18 protein-coding genes are annotated in these 16,640 nt (G+C 60.4%); 9 read left to right on the top strand and 9 right to left on the bottom strand.

The window, feature by feature from the left end:
* Positions 1–277: 277 nt before the first annotated feature.
* Positions 278–1,477: a tyrosine--tRNA ligase gene (gene tyrS, locus ACP7CJ_RS24275; RefSeq protein WP_426102363.1), complete on the bottom strand. Its 1,200-nt coding sequence runs from the start codon at positions 1,475–1,477 to the stop codon at positions 278–280.
* 209 nt (positions 1,478–1,686) lie between these two features.
* Between tyrS and ACP7CJ_RS24270 the strand changes: the two genes are divergently transcribed.
* Positions 1,687–3,105 (top strand): peptidoglycan DD-metalloendopeptidase family protein, encoded by a 1,419-nt coding sequence (locus tag ACP7CJ_RS24270; protein ID WP_426102361.1) that lies wholly within the window; start codon positions 1,687–1,689, stop codon positions 3,103–3,105.
* Positions 3,106–3,108: 3 nt separating this feature from the next.
* A complete protein-coding gene (locus ACP7CJ_RS24265) occupies positions 3,109–4,200 on the top strand; it encodes an anhydro-N-acetylmuramic acid kinase (RefSeq protein WP_426102359.1) in 1,092 nt (363 codons plus the stop codon).
* 79 nt (positions 4,201–4,279) lie between these two features.
* Here ACP7CJ_RS24265 and erpA read toward each other — a convergent pair whose 3' ends face one another.
* Positions 4,280–4,630, bottom strand: a complete 351-nt coding sequence (gene erpA, locus ACP7CJ_RS24260) for an iron-sulfur cluster insertion protein ErpA (RefSeq protein WP_007906865.1) — start codon at positions 4,628–4,630, stop codon at positions 4,280–4,282.
* A gap of 153 nt (positions 4,631–4,783) precedes the next feature.
* Complete coding sequence (gene argC, locus ACP7CJ_RS24255) at positions 4,784–5,818, bottom strand: N-acetyl-gamma-glutamyl-phosphate reductase (RefSeq protein ID WP_426102357.1); 1,035 nt, start codon at positions 5,816–5,818, stop codon at positions 4,784–4,786.
* A gap of 136 nt (positions 5,819–5,954) precedes the next feature.
* On the opposite strand from argC, the gene hemJ reads away from it, so the two are divergent.
* The 6 genes from hemJ (at position 5,955) to coq7 (ending at position 10,401) form a co-directional block, all read left to right on the top strand.
* Positions 5,955–6,383, top strand: a complete 429-nt coding sequence (gene hemJ, locus ACP7CJ_RS24250) for a protoporphyrinogen oxidase HemJ (RefSeq protein ID WP_276195115.1) — start codon at positions 5,955–5,957, stop codon at positions 6,381–6,383.
* Positions 6,384–6,407: 24 nt separating this feature from the next.
* Positions 6,408–7,370, top strand: a complete 963-nt coding sequence (locus tag ACP7CJ_RS24245; RefSeq protein WP_426102355.1) for an NAD(P)H-dependent flavin oxidoreductase — start codon at positions 6,408–6,410, stop codon at positions 7,368–7,370.
* 69 nt (positions 7,371–7,439) lie between these two features.
* Complete coding sequence (locus tag ACP7CJ_RS24240) at positions 7,440–8,399, top strand: DUF805 domain-containing protein (protein ID WP_426102354.1); 960 nt, start codon at positions 7,440–7,442, stop codon at positions 8,397–8,399.
* A 63-nt stretch (positions 8,400–8,462) separates the two neighbouring features.
* The gene (locus ACP7CJ_RS24235; protein ID WP_276195118.1) at positions 8,463–9,251 is read left to right on the top strand and encodes an SDR family NAD(P)-dependent oxidoreductase; all 789 of its coding nucleotides are present in this window, start codon (positions 8,463–8,465) and stop codon (positions 9,249–9,251) included.
* Positions 9,252–9,297: 46 nt separating this feature from the next.
* Positions 9,298–9,636: a histidine triad nucleotide-binding protein gene (locus tag ACP7CJ_RS24230; protein WP_010568016.1), complete on the top strand. Its 339-nt coding sequence runs from the start codon at positions 9,298–9,300 to the stop codon at positions 9,634–9,636.
* A 117-nt stretch (positions 9,637–9,753) separates the two neighbouring features.
* A complete protein-coding gene (gene coq7 / locus ACP7CJ_RS24225; protein ID WP_426102352.1) occupies positions 9,754–10,401 on the top strand; it encodes a 2-polyprenyl-3-methyl-6-methoxy-1,4-benzoquinone monooxygenase in 648 nt (215 codons plus the stop codon).
* Positions 10,402–10,458: 57 nt separating this feature from the next.
* Here the strand turns inward: coq7 and ACP7CJ_RS24220 are convergent, their stop codons facing one another.
* Positions 10,459–10,881 (bottom strand): OsmC family protein, encoded by a 423-nt coding sequence (locus tag ACP7CJ_RS24220; protein ID WP_005792019.1) that lies wholly within the window; start codon positions 10,879–10,881, stop codon positions 10,459–10,461.
* Positions 10,882–11,129: 248 nt separating this feature from the next.
* Between ACP7CJ_RS24220 and crp the strand changes: the two genes are divergently transcribed.
* A complete protein-coding gene (gene crp / locus ACP7CJ_RS24215) occupies positions 11,130–11,774 on the top strand; it encodes a cAMP-activated global transcriptional regulator CRP (protein WP_247406562.1) in 645 nt (214 codons plus the stop codon).
* Here crp and ACP7CJ_RS24210 read toward each other — a convergent pair.
* From ACP7CJ_RS24210 to trpE, 5 genes are all read right to left on the bottom strand, one after another.
* On the bottom strand, positions 11,771–12,466 hold the full coding sequence (locus ACP7CJ_RS24210; RefSeq protein WP_426102350.1) for a lipoate--protein ligase family protein: 696 nt from the start codon (positions 12,464–12,466) through the stop codon (positions 11,771–11,773). The genes crp and ACP7CJ_RS24210 overlap by 4 nt on opposite strands.
* Positions 12,467–12,642: 176 nt before the next feature.
* Positions 12,643–13,479: an indole-3-glycerol phosphate synthase TrpC gene (gene trpC, locus ACP7CJ_RS24205; protein WP_276195121.1), complete on the bottom strand. Its 837-nt coding sequence runs from the start codon at positions 13,477–13,479 to the stop codon at positions 12,643–12,645.
* The gene (gene trpD, locus ACP7CJ_RS24200) at positions 13,476–14,525 is read right to left on the bottom strand and encodes an anthranilate phosphoribosyltransferase (protein ID WP_247401722.1); all 1,050 of its coding nucleotides are present in this window, start codon (positions 14,523–14,525) and stop codon (positions 13,476–13,478) included. The genes trpC and trpD overlap by 4 nt, the downstream gene beginning before the upstream one ends.
* A gap of 9 nt (positions 14,526–14,534) precedes the next feature.
* On the bottom strand, positions 14,535–15,128 hold the full coding sequence (locus ACP7CJ_RS24195; protein WP_247401720.1) for an aminodeoxychorismate/anthranilate synthase component II: 594 nt from the start codon (positions 15,126–15,128) through the stop codon (positions 14,535–14,537).
* A 20-nt stretch (positions 15,129–15,148) separates the two neighbouring features.
* The gene (trpE, locus tag ACP7CJ_RS24190; protein WP_276195122.1) at positions 15,149–16,630 is read right to left on the bottom strand and encodes an anthranilate synthase component I; all 1,482 of its coding nucleotides are present in this window, start codon (positions 16,628–16,630) and stop codon (positions 15,149–15,151) included.
* Positions 16,631–16,640: the final 10 nt, after the last annotated feature.

The raw sequence follows: 16,640 nt of genomic DNA, 5'->3' as shown, positions 1-16,640 counted from the left end.
GCGCTTCCGATCTCTCGTTAGCGGGAGGCGAATTCTACAGCGTTACACGCTGCTGTCAACACCTCTTTTTCTCCGCTTTCGACCGAGAAGATCGAAACGTTAATAGAGCCAAACAACACCGCTCTACCAACTCCTTCCAGGCTTCGATGAACTGAAGCAGGCCGCTGTCGAATCTCGCATAACTCTTTGTTTGCCAAGGAGTTTTCCGTTTCGACTGCGCCGGAAGTGGGGCGAATTATAGACAGATATAAATCGCCGTCAACCGTTAATTTCAGACTTATTCGGATTTGAGCGTAATACGCGCAAATGCCTTCTTCCCAGCCTGACAAACATGGGTCGCGCCCAGTTCGTATATAAAGGTGCGATCAACCACTTCACCATCTATACGCACACCACCGGAACCCAAGAGGTCACGCGCGACCGCCGAGTTCTTCACCAGGCCAGCCTTATTAAGGACTGCCGCGATCGGCATCGCCTCTGCAGCAGTCAGCTCGATCTCCGGCAGATCATCCGGCAGCTCGCCATCTTTCATCCGGTTGCCCGCCGCACGATGAGCACTGGCCGCAGCCTCTTCACCATGGAAACGCGCAACAATCTCTTCAGCCAGCTTGATCTTCACATCACGAGGATTGGCGCCCGCTTCGACATCCGCACGCAGCGCATTGATCTCGTCCATCGAGCGGAAGCTCAACAGCTCGAAGTAACGCCACATCAGCACATCCGGAATCGAAACCAGCTTGCCGTACATCACGCCCGGCGCTTCCTGGATACCGACATAGTTACCCAGGGACTTGGACATCTTCTTGACGCCGTCCAACCCTTCCAGCAACGGCATGGTCAGAACGCACTGAGCTTCCTGCCCATACGCCCGCTGCAGCTCACGCCCCATCAAAAGGTTGAACTTCTGATCGGTGCCACCCAACTCAACGTCAGCACGCAACGCCACCGAGTCATACCCCTGGACCAGCGGGTACAGGAACTCGTGAATCGCGATCGGCTGATTGGTGGAATAGCGCTTGTCGAAGTCATCGCGTTCAAGCATGCGCGCTACGGTGTACTGGGATGTCAGGCGAATAAAATCCGCCGGCGCCATCTTGTCCATCCAGGTGGAGTTGAAGGCCACCTCGGTCTTGGCCGGATCGAGAATCTTGAACACCTGAGTCTTGTAGGTCTCGGCGTTATCGAGAACCTGTTCACGGGTCAGCGGCGGACGCGTGGCGCTCTTGCCGCTCGGATCACCGATCATCCCGGTGAAATCCCCTATAAGGAAGATCACTTGATGCCCCAGGTCCTGGAACTGCCGCAACTTATTAATAAGCACGGTATGACCCAGGTGTAGATCCGGCGCCGTCGGGTCAAAGCCGGCCTTGATACGCAGGGGCTGGCCACGCTTGAGCTTTTCGATCAGCTCCGCCTCGACCAACAGTTCTTCCGCACCACGTTTTATCAGCGCTAGCTGTTCTTCAACCGACTTCATAACAGACCCGCAAGGCTCAGATTCAAAAGGGAACCAACCATACAAGATCAGGGACTAATTACAAGTTTTGCCCTGCGCACGGACACCGTTCAGCAAACCCAACGCTCGCGAGCTTGCGCCACAGATGATTTGGTTATATTTTATACAGTTATTTCATCTTCATCATGTCATTCATCTTTTCCATTTCATCTTCAAAGTCAAAATTACCTATGACCACAGAACCGTCTAAAGCGCCGCCGCTTTACCCAAAGACCCACTTGCTCGCTGCAAGTGGTATCGCCGCCCTTTTGAGCCTGGCACTCCTGGTATTCCCTTCCAGTGACGTAGAAGCCAAGCGAACATCCCTGAGCCTTGACCTGGAAAGTCCAGTTGAACAATTGACACAAGATCAAGACGCTTCCGACGCGCAACAAGCCACAAATGCACCTGTCGATTCGCCGTTTGCCCAGATCGAAAGCGCCCCCGACGAAACCGACAAAACCGCCCAGCAGCAGGCTGCACCTGCGCCAGCGCTGGCCAAGAACCCTCAGCATCGCGAGGTGATCGTCGGCAAGGGCGACACGCTTTCCACGCTGTTCGAGAAGGTCGGCCTGCCTGCCGCCACTGTTAATGAGGTCTTGGCCAGCGATAAACAAGCCAAGCAATTCACCCAGCTCAAGCGCGGTCAAAAACTCGAGTTCGAACTGACCCCCGACGGCCAGTTGAACAACCTGCACAGCGACCTCAGCGACCTGGAAAGCATCACCCTGACCAAGGGCGCCAAGGGCTTCGCATTCAATCGCATCACCACCAAACCAGTGATGCGTTCCGCCTATGTACACGGCGTAATCAACAGCTCGCTGTCGCAATCGGCCGCCCGCGCTGGCTTGTCCCACAGCATGACCATGGACATGGCCAGCGTGTTTGGCTACGACATCGACTTCGCCCAGGACATCCGCCAGGGTGACGAATTCGACGTGATCTACGAGCAGAAGGTCGCCAACGGCAAAGTGGTCGGCACCGGCAACATCCTTTCCGCGCGCTTTACCAACCGCGGCAAGACATACACCGCCGTGCGTTACACCAACAAACAAGGCAACAGCAGCTACTACACCGCTGATGGCAACAGCATGCGCAAGGCCTTCATCCGGACACCTGTGGATTTCGCCCGCATTAGCTCGCGCTTCTCCATGGGTCGCAAGCACCCAATTCTGAACAAAATCCGCGCCCACAAAGGCGTCGACTATGCCGCTCCGCGCGGTACGCCCATCAAGGCTGCAGGTGACGGCAAGGTGCTGCTGGCCGGACGTCGCGGCGGTTACGGCAACACGGTGATCATCCAGCACGGCAATACCTACCGCACGCTGTATGGCCACATGCAAGGGTTCGCCAAGGGCGTACAGACTGGGGGCAACGTGAAGCAGGGCCAGGTGATCGGCTACATCGGCACCACCGGCCTGTCCACCGGCCCACACTTGCACTATGAGTTCCAGGTCAATGGCGTACACGTCGATCCACTGGGCCAGAAACTGCCGATGGCCGACCCGATAGCCAAGGCCGAACGCGCGCGCTTCATGCAACTAAGCCAGCCGCTGATGGCACGCATGGATCAGGAGCGCTCCACCCTGCTGGCTTCGGCGAAGCGTTAAGGTATGCCGCTCTATATAGGTGTGATGTCAGGGACCAGCCTCGATGGCCTCGATATCGCACTGATCGAACAAGACGAGGCGATCAAGCTGATCGCCACTCACTACATCCCCATGCCTGACGACCTGCGCGAGGAACTGCTCGGCCTGTGCGCCAGCGGCCCGGATGAGATCGCCCGCTCAGCCATTGCCCAGCAGCACTGGGTGACACTCGCCGCCCAGGGCATCCATGCCCTGCTGGACCAGCACAACCTCAAGCCCCAGGACATTCGCGCGATCGGCAGCCATGGGCAGACCATCCGTCATGAACCGGCACGCGGCTTCACCGTACAGATCGGTAATCCTGCCCTGCTCACCGAGCTGACCGGAATCACCGTGGTCAGCGACTTCCGCAGCCGCGACGTTGCCGCGGGTGGCCAGGGCGCGCCCTTGGTGCCAGCTTTTCATGAAGCACTGTTTGACGAGCGCAGCGGGAATCGTGCGGTGTTGAATGTCGGAGGTTTCAGCAACCTCAGCCTGATCGAGACCGGCAAGCCCGTAGCCGGCTTCGACTGCGGCCCGGGCAATGTCTTGCTGGACGCCTGGATTCACCAACAGCGCGGTGAACACTTCGATCGAGAGGGTCAGTGGGCTGCCAGCGGTAAAGTTGAACCTCGACTGCTCAGCGCGCTGCTCGGCGACCCCTTCTTCTCGACCAAGGGCCCAAAAAGCACCGGGCGCGAAGTGTTCAACCTGGAATGGCTGCAACAGCACCTGGCACGCCTGCCCGCATTCGCCCCCCAGGACATCCAGGCCACGCTGCTCGAGCTGACGGCGTTGACCATCGTCGACTCCCTGCAAATCGCCCAACCCCACACAGAGACATTGCTGGTCTGCGGCGGCGGCGCCCATAACGCCACACTGATGAAGCGCCTGGCCACGCTGCTGCCATCGACCCAGGTCAGCAGCACCGCCACCTGCGGCGTAGATCCCGACTGGGTCGAAGCCATGGCCTTCGCCTGGCTGGCCCATTGCTGCCTGGAAGGCATCGCCGCCAACCGCCCCAGCGTCACCGGCGCGCGCGGGCTGCGAGTCCTGGGCGGGATCTACCCCGCCTGACTGCCCCCCCATAATCCGCAGACAGCAAAACGCCGCTTGGCCGATCAAAGCCAAGCGGCGTTTTTGTATCCGCTACCGATCAGATCGAGAACGAAGACCCGCAACCACACGTAGTGGTGGCATTAGGGTTCTTGATCACGAAACGCGAGCCCTCAAGACCTTCCTGGTAATCCACCTCGGCGCCTGCCAAGTATTGGAAACTCATGGGGTCCACAACCAGGCTCACGCCCTCGCGCTCAACGATGGTGTCGTCATCGGCCACTTCTTCATCGAAGGTAAAACCGTACTGAAACCCTGAACATCCGCCGCCCGTAACAAATACGCGCAGCTTCAAGCGATCATTACCCTCTTCATCGACCAGGCTCTTCACCTTGTGCGCAGCACCGTGGGTGAATTGCAAAGCCGTGGGGGTGAAGGATTCAACGCTCATGCTGATAATCTCCCGGCGTAACGCCGCCATATGCGTAATGGTCGGCATTATCCGCTTCTCCTAGAAAAGCGGTCAACTATTATGGGAGCAGCGGCGGGCTTCAAGTCGTCAGCTCCAAGCATGCGGCTTACAACTTGAAGCCTACAACTGCTCTTAAGGCAGCATGCCCGCGTGGGACAAGCCCAGCTTCTCATCCAGGCCGAACAGGATGTTCATGTTCTGCACCGCCTGCCCCGACGCGCCCTTGACCAGATTATCGATCACCGACAGCACCACCACCAGGTCACCGTCCTGCGGACGATGCACGGCAATCCGGCACACATTGGCGCCGCGCACGCTGCGGGTTTCCGGATGGCTGCCGGCCGGCATCACGTCGACGAACGGCTCGTTGGCGTAGCGCTTTTCAAACAGCGCCTGCAGATCGACCGAGCGATCCACCACAGTCGCGTACAGCGTCGAGTGAATGCCACGGATCATCGGGGTCAGGTGCGGCACGAAGGTCAGCCCCACGTCCTTACCGGCGGCGCGACGCAACCCCTGGCGGATTTCCGGCAGATGACGATGCCCTTTTACCGCATAGGCCTTCATGCTTTCCGACGTTTCGGAGTACAGCGACCCCACCGCGGCCCCACGACCGGCGCCGCTGACACCCGACTTGCAGTCCGCGATCAAGCGCGAAGTATCCGCCAGCCCGGCTTCGAGCAATGGCAGGAAACCCAGCTGCGTCGCGGTCGGATAGCAACCCGGCACGGCGATCAGGCGCGCTTGCTTGATCTGCTCACGATTGACTTCCGGCAGGCCGTACACCGCCTCTTCCAACAGCTGCGGCGCACCGTGTGGTTGGCCGTACCATTTGGCCCACTCGTCGGCGTCTTGCAGGCGGAAGTCCGCCGACAGATCGATGACCTTGGTGCCGGCGGCCAGCAGCTCACCGGCCAGCGCATGGGCAACGCCGTGGGGCGTGGCAAAGAACACCACGTCACAGGCGCCGAGGGCCTTGATGTCCGGCACGCTGAACGCCAGGCCGTCGTAATGGCCTCGCAGGTTCGGATACATATCAGCCACAGCCAGCCCGGCCTCGGATCGGGAAGTGATGACCACCACCTCAGCTTGCGGATGCTGTGCCAACAGACGCAGCAATTCGACACCGGTGTAACCCGTGCCGCCGACGATACCGACCTTGACCATAAACCTGCCCTCAAAGAACCCACTGGAAAGCCGTCGATAATAGGGGCCGCATTCTCCTGCTACAACCGCCAAGGTGACGTAAGGACGCATGAGCCACTACTATCTTCGGTTACCGTGAACCTGGGAATAACTAAAAATGCTCTATCTATGGGTCAAAGCCTTTCATATCGTCGCCATCGTGTGCTGGTTTGCCGGGCTGTTCTACCTGCCGCGCCTGTTCGTCTACCACGCACAAAGCGAGGACACCGTGAGCAAGGAGCGTTTCAGCGTGATGGAGCGCAAGCTGTATCGCGGCATCATGGGCCCGTCGATGCTTGCCACGCTGGTCTTCGGCATCTGGATGATCGCCCTCAACCCCAGCCTCTTCCATATGGGCGCGTGGCTCCACGTCAAGCTGACCCTGGTCGTTCTGCTGATCGGTTACCACCATATGTGCGGCGCGCAGGTAAAACGCTTCGCCCGTGGCGAAAACACCCGCAGCCATGTCTTTTATCGCTGGTTCAATGAAGTCCCGGTTCTGATATTGCTGGCTATCGTAATTTTGGTCGTGGTCAAACCGTTCTAACGTCAATGACTCGGGGTACCTCCAATGTCGCTGCCCGCTTTGCTTGAACAACGTCTGCGCCTGCCCGTCGTGGCTGCGCCGATGTTCCTGATTTCCAACCCGCAACTGGTCCTGGCGTGCTGCCGCAATGGCGTGGTCGGGAGCTTCCCGGCGCTGAACCAGCGCGAAAGCAGTGGTTTCAAGGCCTGGCTGGAGGAAATCGAAGCGGGCCTGGCGCAGATGGACAACCCCGCGCCCTACGCCGTCAACCTCATCGTCCATAACAGCAACCCACGGCTGGAGGCTGACCTGGCGATCTGCGTGGAGCACAAGGTGCCGATCGTCATCACCAGCCTTGGCGCGGTGAAGGAGTTGGTCGATGCCGTACACAGCTATGGCGGTCTGGTTTTTCACGACGTCACCACGCGGCGTCACGCCGAGAAAGCCGCCGAAGCCGGAGTAGACGGCCTGATCGCAGTGTCCGCCGGCGCCGGTGGCCATGCCGGCACCTGGAGCCCGTTCGCGCTGATCGCCGAGATTCGCCAGTTTTTCGATAAAACCCTGCTGCTGGCCGGCTGCCTCAACCACGGGCACGAGATCCTTGCCGCCCAGTTGCTCGGCGCAGACCTTGCGTATCTCGGCACACGCTTTATCGCCACCACCGAAAGCCACGCGCCGGATGCGTACAAAGAGATGCTGCTCACATCGCGCGCCGTCGACATCGTTCACACTGCCGCAGTCTCTGGCGTGCCCGCCAGCTTTATGCGCCAAAGCCTGGAAAACGCCGGCTTCGACCTCGCCGCCCTGCAAGGCAAAGGCGAAGTCAATTTCGGCTCCAAGCTCAAGCCGTTGAGCGACGAGGCCAAGGCCTGGAAAGCGGTATGGTCCGCTGGCCAGGGCGTCGGTGAGATCGATGATTTACCCGGCGTCGATGAACTCGTTGTCCGCCTGGATGCCGAATACCGCGAAGCCCGTGAGAAGGCGACACAATTGCGCTGGCCGCGCTGATACACTTGCCGGCCCGCCTTTGACGCGGGCCTGCCCCCCTTCCCCCTGTAACGTGACAAGGATGCCCGCATGAGCGACAACCGTTTCAAGATTGTGTTTGATGGAGCCTTGCTCCCGGGTGTCGAAAGCACCACCGCTAAACTGAATCTCGCCGAATTGTTCAAAAGCGACGTTGAGGCCATCGAGAAGCTCTTTACCGGCCGCCCCGTTGCCCTCAAGCGCGACCTGTCGCGCCCCGATGCCGAAACCTACCTCACCGCGCTAAAGAACGCCGGGGTCGACGCACGCATCGAAGCCGAACAGCCCGTGGCCTTCAGCCTTGCCGAAACCCACGAGACGGAATCCGCCTCTGACTTCTCCCGCCCCGCCGCCTCGCCATATGCACCGCCGCGTGCAGCGGTGGGCGACGACTTGCCGGAGTATGCCGAGCTCAAGGTTTTCACGATCCATGGCCGCATCGGGCGCCTGCGTTACCTGGCCTGGACGCTGGTCCTCACCGTCGCAATGCTCGTCGCCTCGGGCATCCTCGCCACTGCTGGCTTCGCCGTGGCGACCGCTTCGCCGACGGCAGGCATCATTCTGGGTTCGCTGCTGGGCTTTGCGCTGTTCGTGGCGATTGTCTGGGTCAGCGTGCAAATCGGCGTGCAGCGTCTACACGACCTGGGCTGGTCGGGCTGGCTGTACCTGCTGAACCTGGTGCCACTGGTGAACAGCATTTTCCCGTTGTTGCTGCTGGTGTTGCCGGGTAACACAGGCGCCAACCAGTACGGCGCGCCGCCACCGCGCAACTCCACGGCGGTGAAAGTCCTGGCCTCCCTGTGGCTGGCGTTTATTCCGTTGATGCTCATCATCGTGATGGCTTTGGGGATGAACGGCTACCTGGACCAACTCGAAAGCAACGTTGACAGCAGCTACGAAAGCAGCTCCATCACCTCGGATGACGACGTCGATCAAAGCGTGATCGTCGATGAAGCAGACGTGCAAAGTGCTGACGACGCGGCCGAACCTGTAGACTCTCCAGAACAGTGAAGAAACGCCCGCCGCCTGTGATGCCTCTGTCACAGGCCCGGCGGCGTTGCGATGGAGAAAGGCATGACCCGTTACGCTCTGATCACCGGTGCCTCCAGCGGCATCGGCCTGGCCTTGGCCGAAGCGCTGGCCCGGCGTGGCCGCAGCTTGATTCTGGTGGCCCGCCAGCGTGATCAGTTGGAAAGCATTGCAATCGAATTGACGCAACGCTTCGGCGTCGAGGTGCTGTTCCGTGCCTGCGACCTGGGCGAACCGCTGCGCTTGTCCGGGTTCCTGCTGGAACTTGAGGAAGGCGAGCGACAGATCGACTTGCTGATCAACTGCGCAGGCATGGGCACCAGCGGGCCGTTCCTGGCCCAGGACTGGATGACCGAGCAGGACCTGATCGAAGTCAACATCCTCGCACTGACCCGTATGTGCCACGCCCTCGGCAATGCCATGGCCCTGCATGGCGGCGGGCAGATCCTGAATGTCGCCTCGATCGCCGCATTCCAACCCGGCCCATGGATGAGCAGTTACTACGCCAGCAAGGCCTATGTACTGCACTTCTCCGAAGGCTTGCGCGAAGAATTGAAAACCTGCGGCATCAAGGTCTCGGTATTGTGCCCCGGCCCGACGCGCACGGCGTTCTTCGGCACGGCGCAAATGGACACCACCAAGCTCGAGCGCAGCGCGCACTTGATGAGCCCGGAAGAAGTGGCGCTCTACACCGTGCGCGCACTGGAAAAGAACAAAGCCATCATCATCCCCGGCCGCCGCAACCGCTGGCTGGCTTTCAGCCCGCGCTTGAGCCCACGCTGGCTGACACGCAAGATCGCCGGCGCGATCAACAAGGCCTATTGCCCGCGCTGACGGCCTGAGTACACTCACCCTGCACATTCACAATGGAGAAACAGCTTTGGATACTCTGTTCACCAAAATCATCAACAGAGAAATACCCGCGAAGATCATCTATGAAGATGACCAGGTCCTGGCCTTCCACGATATCGCCCCACAAGCGCCGGTACATTTTCTGGTTATCCCGAAAAAACCGATCCGCACCCTGAACGACCTGACCGAGGACGACAAAACCTTGGCCGGACATATCCTGTTCACCGCCCAGCGCCTTGCGCTGGAACTGGGCTGCGAGAAAGGCTTCCGTGTGGTGATGAACTGCAATGAAGAAGGTGGACAGACCGTTTACCACATCCATATGCATGTGCTGGGTCAGCGCCAGATGAACTGGCCGCCGGGCTGATACGCCTGACACAAGGGTCGCCAGCCCCGGCATGCGACCCCATGCCCTTGACTCAGCGCAAACGCTTCGCCCTCTCTTGCGGTAAACTGGCCGCCGAGATTCTTCCCGGAGGTCAGCATGACTACCCAACGTCACTACTCGCCGATTGACCGTCTGTTGCTGCAAGCCGACACGGCCATGCGCACGCTGTTGCCATTCAGCGGCCAGCCGTATCGCCCGTCGCCCGCCATCGTGCAGCCCGATGCGCAAATGAGCGAGACCGACACCCACCACGTCGCTGGCCTGATGCGTATCAACCATACCGGTGAAGTCTGTGCCCAAGCGCTGTACCAGGGCCAGGCGTTGACCGCCAAGCTGCCGCAAGTGCGCGCGGCAATGGAGCATGCTGCCGAGGAAGAAATCGACCACCTGGCCTGGTGCGAGCAACGTATTCGCCAATTGGGCAGTCATCCCAGCGTGCTGAACCCGCTGTTCTATGGCCTGTCGTTTGGGATTGGCGCCGCCGCCGGCTTGATCAGCGACAAAGTCAGCCTGGGTTTTGTCGCCGCCACGGAACGGCAAGTGTGCAAGCACCTGGATGAGCACCTGGAACAGTTACCGGCCGAAGACGAAAAGTCCCGGGCGATTCTTGAGCAGATGCGCATCGACGAAGAACACCACGCAGAAAGCGCACTGGATGCCGGCGGTTTCCGCTTCCCAGCGCCGGTGAGGTTTGGCATGAGCCTGATGGCCAAGGTCATGACCAAAAGCACCTACCGCATCTAAGCCGCAAAAAAGGGCGCTATCGAAGCGCCCTGTCTTTATTGCCGGAAACTCCCTGTATCAGCCCAACTCAATGATTTCGTAATCATGGGTAATCGCGACACCCGCCGCGCCAAGCATGATCGACGCCGAGCAATACTTCTCGGCCGACAGTTCGATGGCGCGCTTGACCTGGGCTTCTTTCAGCGCCCGGCCCTTGACCACGAAATGCATGTGGATCTTGGTGAACACCTTGGGATCTTCAGTCGCACGCTCGGCTTCGAGGAAGGCTTCGCAGCTTTCCACGGCCTGACGGGATTTTTTCAGGATGCTGACCACGTCGAAATTGCTGCAACCGCCTACACCAAGCAGGAGCATTTCCATCGGGCGAACGCCCAGGTTGCGGCCGCCGGCTTCCGGCGGACCGTCCATGACAACGACATGGCCACTGCCCGACTCACCGAGGAACATGGCTTCGCCCGCCCATTGGATGCGTGCCTTCATCGCCCAGACTCCACTGCTAAAAAAGGGTCGCCAGCTTAGCACAGGGCCCGCGGCCGACAGCTTTTCCGCGCAACGTCATCAATCGTCAGGGTGCCACGGTAAATTGGTTAATAGAGTCACAATGTGTCTGGTAAGCTGGCGCCAAATGAGTGGCGCATTGCCATCCTTTGTGCGACGTGTATCAATGTAGATACGGCTATATAAAAACAAGTCCAACCACCCTGTGCAGTCTTTTTCGGGATACAACCATGGTTGCTTTTACTCCCATACCCAAGATCAAGAATCTCGACAGACTGCTGACGCATTGCCAGAGTCGTCGGTACCCGGCCAAGCACAACATCATCTGCGCAGGCGAACGCTCCGAAACACTGTTCTTCATTATCAAGGGCTCGGTCACCATCCTGATCGAGGATGAAGACGGCCGCGAGATGATCATTGCCTACCTCAATACCGGCGATTTCTTCGGGGAGCTGGGGTTATTTGAACAAGCCGGCAAAGAGCAGGAGCGCAGCGCCTGGGTGCGGACCAAAATCGAGAGCGAAGTGGCGGAGATCAGTTACGCGAAGTTTCGTGAACTGACTCAGCACGATCCCGACATCCTCTACGCGCTGAGCGGCCAGATTGCCCAGCGCCTGCGGGACACCACACGCAAAGTCGGCGACCTGGCATTCTTTGATGTCACCGGCCGCGTGGCCCGTTGCCTGCTGGAGCTGTGCAAACAGCCCGACGCCATGACTCACCCGGATGGCATGCAGATCAAAGTCACGCGCCAGGAGATCGGGCGCATTGTCGGTTGTTCACGGGAGATGGTCGGCCGCGTGCTCAAGGATCTGGAAGAGCGCAACCTGGTAAACGTCAAAGGCAAGACGATGGTCGTGTTCGGCACCCGCTAACCCGGCAGGAAGCCGGCCAGCATCTGCCGGTACAAAGTATCCAGCCGGGTGATCGCGTCCGGCGCGGGGAAGGCTTCGTGCAGGGCGATATGGCTGTCGGCGCGAACGCGCTGTTCCAGGCCGCAGGCTTGATTGAAACGATTGACCGCAGCAATCAGTTCTTCGCGGTCGTTGTCCAGCAACAAGGCTCCGTGTACCAACCCCACCGGACGGCCACCACTTTGGCGCCAGCGCTGGGCGGTGCCGACCATTTTGCGGCCATTAAGGTTGACGTTGTAGCGACCGTCGCAAAACGCCCCATCGATCTCGCCGACGGAGGCATCGCCGCCCAATTCGAGCAGCAGGTCGCAGATCGGCTGGCACAAACGCAGGTAGCCGGTTTCGATGCGCGCCTGATCGCCTTCACTGCGCGGCGGTGCGTAGACCAAAGCGATATTCACCGTGGCGCTCGACTGCGGCACCGGCTCGCCGCCGGTTTCGCGCAACAGCACCGGCCAACCGGCCTGCGCCGACACCTGGCTAGCCAGCTCGAACGCCGGCAAGCGGCTCAAACGACGCGGCATCACCAATGCCTGGTCGCTGGGTTGCCAGAACAGCAAGCCAAACGCCCGCTCACCCGCGCACACTTGCGCCAGTAAGGCCTGCTCCGCAGCAAGCCCGGCTTCGACGGTCATCGACACTGGCTGGATCATCGAACACCTACCTCGCTGAATAAACACAAAACCCAATGTGGGAGGGGCGGTGCGACGGTTCGACTTGCTCCCGATGGCGGAGTGTCAGTCAGTACATCTATCAACTGATACACCGCTATCGGGAGCAAGCCCCCTCCCACATGTTGACCGCACTTCAAATACTGACCGTGGTTTGATCAATCCAGGGTCGAACCGCTGACCGCCACACCGCGCTCCGGGAAGAACAGGCGTTGCAGTTCGGCGCCCGGGTTCTCAGCGCGCATAAAGGTCTCGCCCACCAGGAACGAATACACGTCGCTGATTTCCATCAGCTCCACGTCGGCGCGGTTGACGATGCCGCTTTCGGTAATCACCAGACGGTCGCGCGGGATACGCGGCAGCAGGTCGAGGGTATTTTCCAGGCTGACTTCGAAGGTGTGCAGGTTACGGTTGTTGACCCCCACCAGCGGCGTGTCGAGGGTTTTCAGCGCACGTTCCAGTTCATCGCCGTCGTGAACTTCCACCAGCACATCCAGGCCAACGCTTTTGGCCACGGCCGCCAGCTCGGCCATCTTCACGTCATCCAGCGCAGAGACGATCAGCAGCACGCAGTCGGCGCCCAGGGCGCGGGCTTCAACGATCTGGTATGGATCGATCATGAAGTCCTTGCGGATCACCGGCAATTTGCACGCCGCGCGGGCCTGTTGCAGGAACAGATCGGAGCCCTGGAAATAGTCGACGTCGGTCAGCACGGAGAGGCAAGTCGCCCCGCCTTTCTCATAGCTGACGGCGATTTCCGCCGGTGCGAAGTTTTCGCGGATCACGCCTTTGCTCGGCGAGGCCTTCTTGATTTCAGCGATGACGGCCGGCTGCTTGAGCTTGGCCTGGGCGATCAAGGCCTTGGCGAAGCCACGCGGCGCATCGGCGATTTTCGCCTGGCTTTCCAGCTCGGCCAGGCTCACGCGGGCACGGCGTTCAGCGATTTCTTCGGCTTTGCGGGCCAGGATCTTTTCTAGAACGGTCGGCACACTCATCCTTCATTCTCCATCTTGAACACCGCAGTAAAGGCACCCAGTTCTTCGAGCTTCTCGCGTGCAAGGCCGGTGTGCAACGCGTCATGCGCGAGGGCCACGCCTTCTTTAAGACTATAGGCGTGATCGGCGGCATAGAGCGCAGCACCGGCATTGAGCACGATCATTTCTGCGGCTTTCTGGCCGTTTTCGGTCTTGCGACGCCCCAAGGCGTCCTGAATCAGCGCCAGGGAGGCCGCCGGGCTTTCCACCGCTAGGCCGTGCAGGCTCTGGCTCTTCATGCCGAGGTCTTCAGGCTCGACCCAATATTCGGTGATCTGATCATTCTTCAGCTCCGCCACAAAGGTCGGCGCCGCCAGGCTGAATTCGTCCAGGCCGTCTTTCGAATGCACCACCAGCACATGCTTGCTGCCCATGCGCTGCAACACTTCTGCCAACGGCCGGCACAGGGCCAGGCTGAACACGCCCACCACCTGATGCTTCACACCGGCCGGATTCGTAAGCGGGCCGAGCATATTGAACAGGGTACGCAGGCCGAGATCCTTGCGCGGGCCGGCAGCGTGTTTCATCGCGCCGTGGTGGGACTGGGCAAACATGAAGCCGATGCCCACGTTGTCGATGCAGCGCGCCACTTGGACGGGTGTCAGGTTCAGGTAGATCCCGGCCGCTTCGAGCAGATCCGCGCTGCCGCTTTTGCCGGAAACCGCTCGGTTGCCGTGCTTGGCCACGGTGCAACCGGCCGCCGCGACCACGAAGGACGCCGCCGTGGACACGTTGAAAATATTCGCACCGTCGCCGCCAGTGCCGACCACATCGACCACACCGTCGAGGGTTTTGAGCTCGACCTTGTCTGCCAGCTCACGCATCACCGACACGGCGCCGACGATTTCGTCGATGCTCTCGCTCTTCATGCGCATCGCCATCATGAACGCGCCGATCTGCGCGTCGGTGCATTGACCGGTCATGATCTCACGCATCACATCGCTCATTTCCGCGGTGCTCAGGTCCAGATGGCCGACGATACGGCTCAGGGCAGTCTTGATATCCATGAAAAGTCCTTAGCGCGTGCCGCCGCTCTGCTTGAGAAAGTTGGCGAACAGCTCGTAGCCCTGCTCGGTCAGGATCGACTCGGGGTGAAACTGTACCCCTTCGATATTCAGTGTCTTGTGGCGCAGGCCCATGATCTCGTCGACCGAGCCGTCGTCCAACTGAGTCCAGGCGGTCAGTTCCAGGCAGTCGGGCAGGGTTTCGCGCTTGACCACCAGCGAGTGGTAGCGCGTCACGGTGACCGGCAGCTTGAGGCCCTCGAACACGCCGAGGTTGTTATGGAACACCGGGCTGGTCTTGCCATGCATCACTTGGCGCGCCCGCACCACCTCACCGCCAAACGCCTGGCCGATAGACTGGTGGCCCAGGCAAACGCCGAGGATCGGCAGCTTGCCGGCGAAATATTTGATGGCTTCAAGGGACACGCCCGCTTCGGTCGGCGTACACGGGCCAGGCGAAACCACGATGCGCTCCGGGTTCAGTGCGGCGATTTCGGCGACGGTCAGTTCGTCATTGCGCACCACCTTGACCTCGGCACCGAGTTCGCCCAGGTACTGCACAACGTTGTAGGTAAAGGAGTCGTAGTTATCAATCATCAGCAACATGGGGGAAACCTCAAGAATTCTTAGCCCTGGGGGGTCTGTTCAGCCAACGCCACTGCGCGGAACATGGCGCGGCGCTTGTTCAGGGTTTCTTCCCATTCGAGGGCCGGCACCGAGTCGGCGACGATCCCGCCACCGGCCTGCACATGCAGCTCCCCGTCCTTGATCACCGCAGTGCGAATCGCAATGGCGGTGTCCATGTTGCCGTTCCAGGCGAAATACCCTACGGCGCCGCCGTAAACACCGCGCTTGACCGGCTCCAGCTCGTCGATGATCTCCATCGCCCGAATCTTCGGCGCGCCCGACAAGGTGCCCGCCGGCAGAATCGCCCGCAACGCGTCCATCGCGGTCAGGCCGGCCTTCAACTCGCCGGTGACGTTGGAGACGATGTGCATCACGTTGGAATAGCGCTCGATGACCATCTTCTCCGTCAACTTCACCGAGCCGATTTCCGAGACGCGCCCGGTGTCATTACGGCCCAGGTCGATCAGCATGAGGTGCTCGGCGATTTCCTTGTCGTCGCTGAGCAGGTCTTCTTCCAGCGCCAGGTCCGCTTCCTCGGTCGCGCCACGCGGGCGGGTGCCGGCGATCGGGCGCACGGTGATCAGGTTGTCCTCGACGCGCACCAGCACTTCCGGCGAACTGCCGACGACGTGGAAGTCGCCGAAGTTGAAGAAGTACATGTACGGCGTCGGGTTGAAGCAACGCAGCGCGCGGTACAGATCGATCGGCGCGGCCTTGAAGTCGATGGACATGCGTTGCGACGGCACCACCTGCATACAGTCGCCAGCCAGGATGTATTCCTTGATGGTATCGACCGCCCGCTCGTAGTCATCCTGGGTAAAGCTGGAGCGGAACACCGGGTCGGCCGCAGGCGGACGGCGCAGGTCCAGACCGCGACGCGGGGTGATCGGCTGGCGCAGTTTTTCCAGCAGGGCTTCGAGGCTCGCCAGGCCTTCCTCGAAAGCGTCGGCCTGGGATGGGTCGGCGAGCACGATCGCGTGCATCTTGCCGGCGAGGTTGTCGAACACCACCACGGCGTCGGAGACCATCAGCAGAATATCCGGAACGCCCAGCGGATCGGGGTTCGGGCATTTGCCCAGGCGCTTTTCCACATAACGCACGCAGTCGTAGCCGAAATACCCGACCAGGCCGCCGTTGAAACGCGGCAACCCAGGGATGGTCGGCACGTTGTAGCGCGCCTTGAAGGTTTCGACGAAGGCCAGCGGGTCTTCGACGTCATGGCTTTCGATCTCGACGCCGTCATGGGTGATGCTGACGTGATGGTCGTACACCCGCATGACAGTGCGGCACGGCAGGCCGATGATCGAGTAACGGCCCCACTTCTCGCCGCCCTGTACCGATTCGAGCAAGTACGAGTTGGGCTCGTCGGCCAGCTTCAGGTAGATCGACAGCGGCGTATCGAAGTCGGCCAGGGTTTCGCAGGCCAGGGGGATACGGTTATAGCCGGCAGCGGCCAAACGCAGGAATTCTTCGCGGATCATGAGGTGCCTC

Source organism: Pseudomonas sp. PSPC3-2 (genome assembly GCF_049897085.1).
GTDB classification, from domain to species: Bacteria; Pseudomonadota; Gammaproteobacteria; order Pseudomonadales; family Pseudomonadaceae; genus Aquipseudomonas; species Aquipseudomonas paraveronii.
Note: the sequence above shows the minus strand (reverse complement) of the source record. Positions and strands in the feature narration are given on the sequence as shown.

Excerpts from the sequence above, each read along its gene's own strand:
- tyrS (WP_426102363.1), bottom strand. The coding sequence starts at position 1,477 with ATGAAGTCGGTTGAAGAACAGCTAGCGCTGATAAAACGTGGTGCGGAA.
- ACP7CJ_RS24270 (WP_426102361.1), top strand. The coding sequence starts at position 1,687 with ATGACCACAGAACCGTCTAAAGCGCCGCCGCTTTACCCAAAGACCCAC.
- ACP7CJ_RS24265 (WP_426102359.1), top strand. The coding sequence starts at position 3,109 with ATGCCGCTCTATATAGGTGTGATGTCAGGGACCAGCCTCGATGGCCTC.
- erpA (WP_007906865.1), bottom strand. The coding sequence starts at position 4,630 with ATGAGCGTTGAATCCTTCACCCCCACGGCTTTGCAATTCACCCACGGT.
- argC (WP_426102357.1), bottom strand. The coding sequence starts at position 5,818 with ATGGTCAAGGTCGGTATCGTCGGCGGCACGGGTTACACCGGTGTCGAA.
- hemJ (WP_276195115.1), top strand. The coding sequence starts at position 5,955 with ATGCTCTATCTATGGGTCAAAGCCTTTCATATCGTCGCCATCGTGTGC.
- ACP7CJ_RS24245 (WP_426102355.1), top strand. The coding sequence starts at position 6,408 with ATGTCGCTGCCCGCTTTGCTTGAACAACGTCTGCGCCTGCCCGTCGTG.
- ACP7CJ_RS24240 (WP_426102354.1), top strand. The coding sequence starts at position 7,440 with ATGAGCGACAACCGTTTCAAGATTGTGTTTGATGGAGCCTTGCTCCCG.
- ACP7CJ_RS24235 (WP_276195118.1), top strand. The coding sequence starts at position 8,463 with ATGACCCGTTACGCTCTGATCACCGGTGCCTCCAGCGGCATCGGCCTG.
- coq7 (WP_426102352.1), top strand. The coding sequence starts at position 9,754 with ATGACTACCCAACGTCACTACTCGCCGATTGACCGTCTGTTGCTGCAA.
- ACP7CJ_RS24220 (WP_005792019.1), bottom strand. The coding sequence starts at position 10,881 with ATGAAGGCACGCATCCAATGGGCGGGCGAAGCCATGTTCCTCGGTGAG.
- crp (WP_247406562.1), top strand. The coding sequence starts at position 11,130 with ATGGTTGCTTTTACTCCCATACCCAAGATCAAGAATCTCGACAGACTG.
- ACP7CJ_RS24210 (WP_426102350.1), bottom strand. The coding sequence starts at position 12,466 with ATGATCCAGCCAGTGTCGATGACCGTCGAAGCCGGGCTTGCTGCGGAG.
- trpC (WP_276195121.1), bottom strand. The coding sequence starts at position 13,479 with ATGAGTGTGCCGACCGTTCTAGAAAAGATCCTGGCCCGCAAAGCCGAA.
- trpD (WP_247401722.1), bottom strand. The coding sequence starts at position 14,525 with ATGGATATCAAGACTGCCCTGAGCCGTATCGTCGGCCATCTGGACCTG.
- ACP7CJ_RS24195 (WP_247401720.1), bottom strand. The coding sequence starts at position 15,128 with ATGTTGCTGATGATTGATAACTACGACTCCTTTACCTACAACGTTGTG.
- trpE (WP_276195122.1), bottom strand. The coding sequence starts at position 16,630 with ATGATCCGCGAAGAATTCCTGCGTTTGGCCGCTGCCGGCTATAACCGT.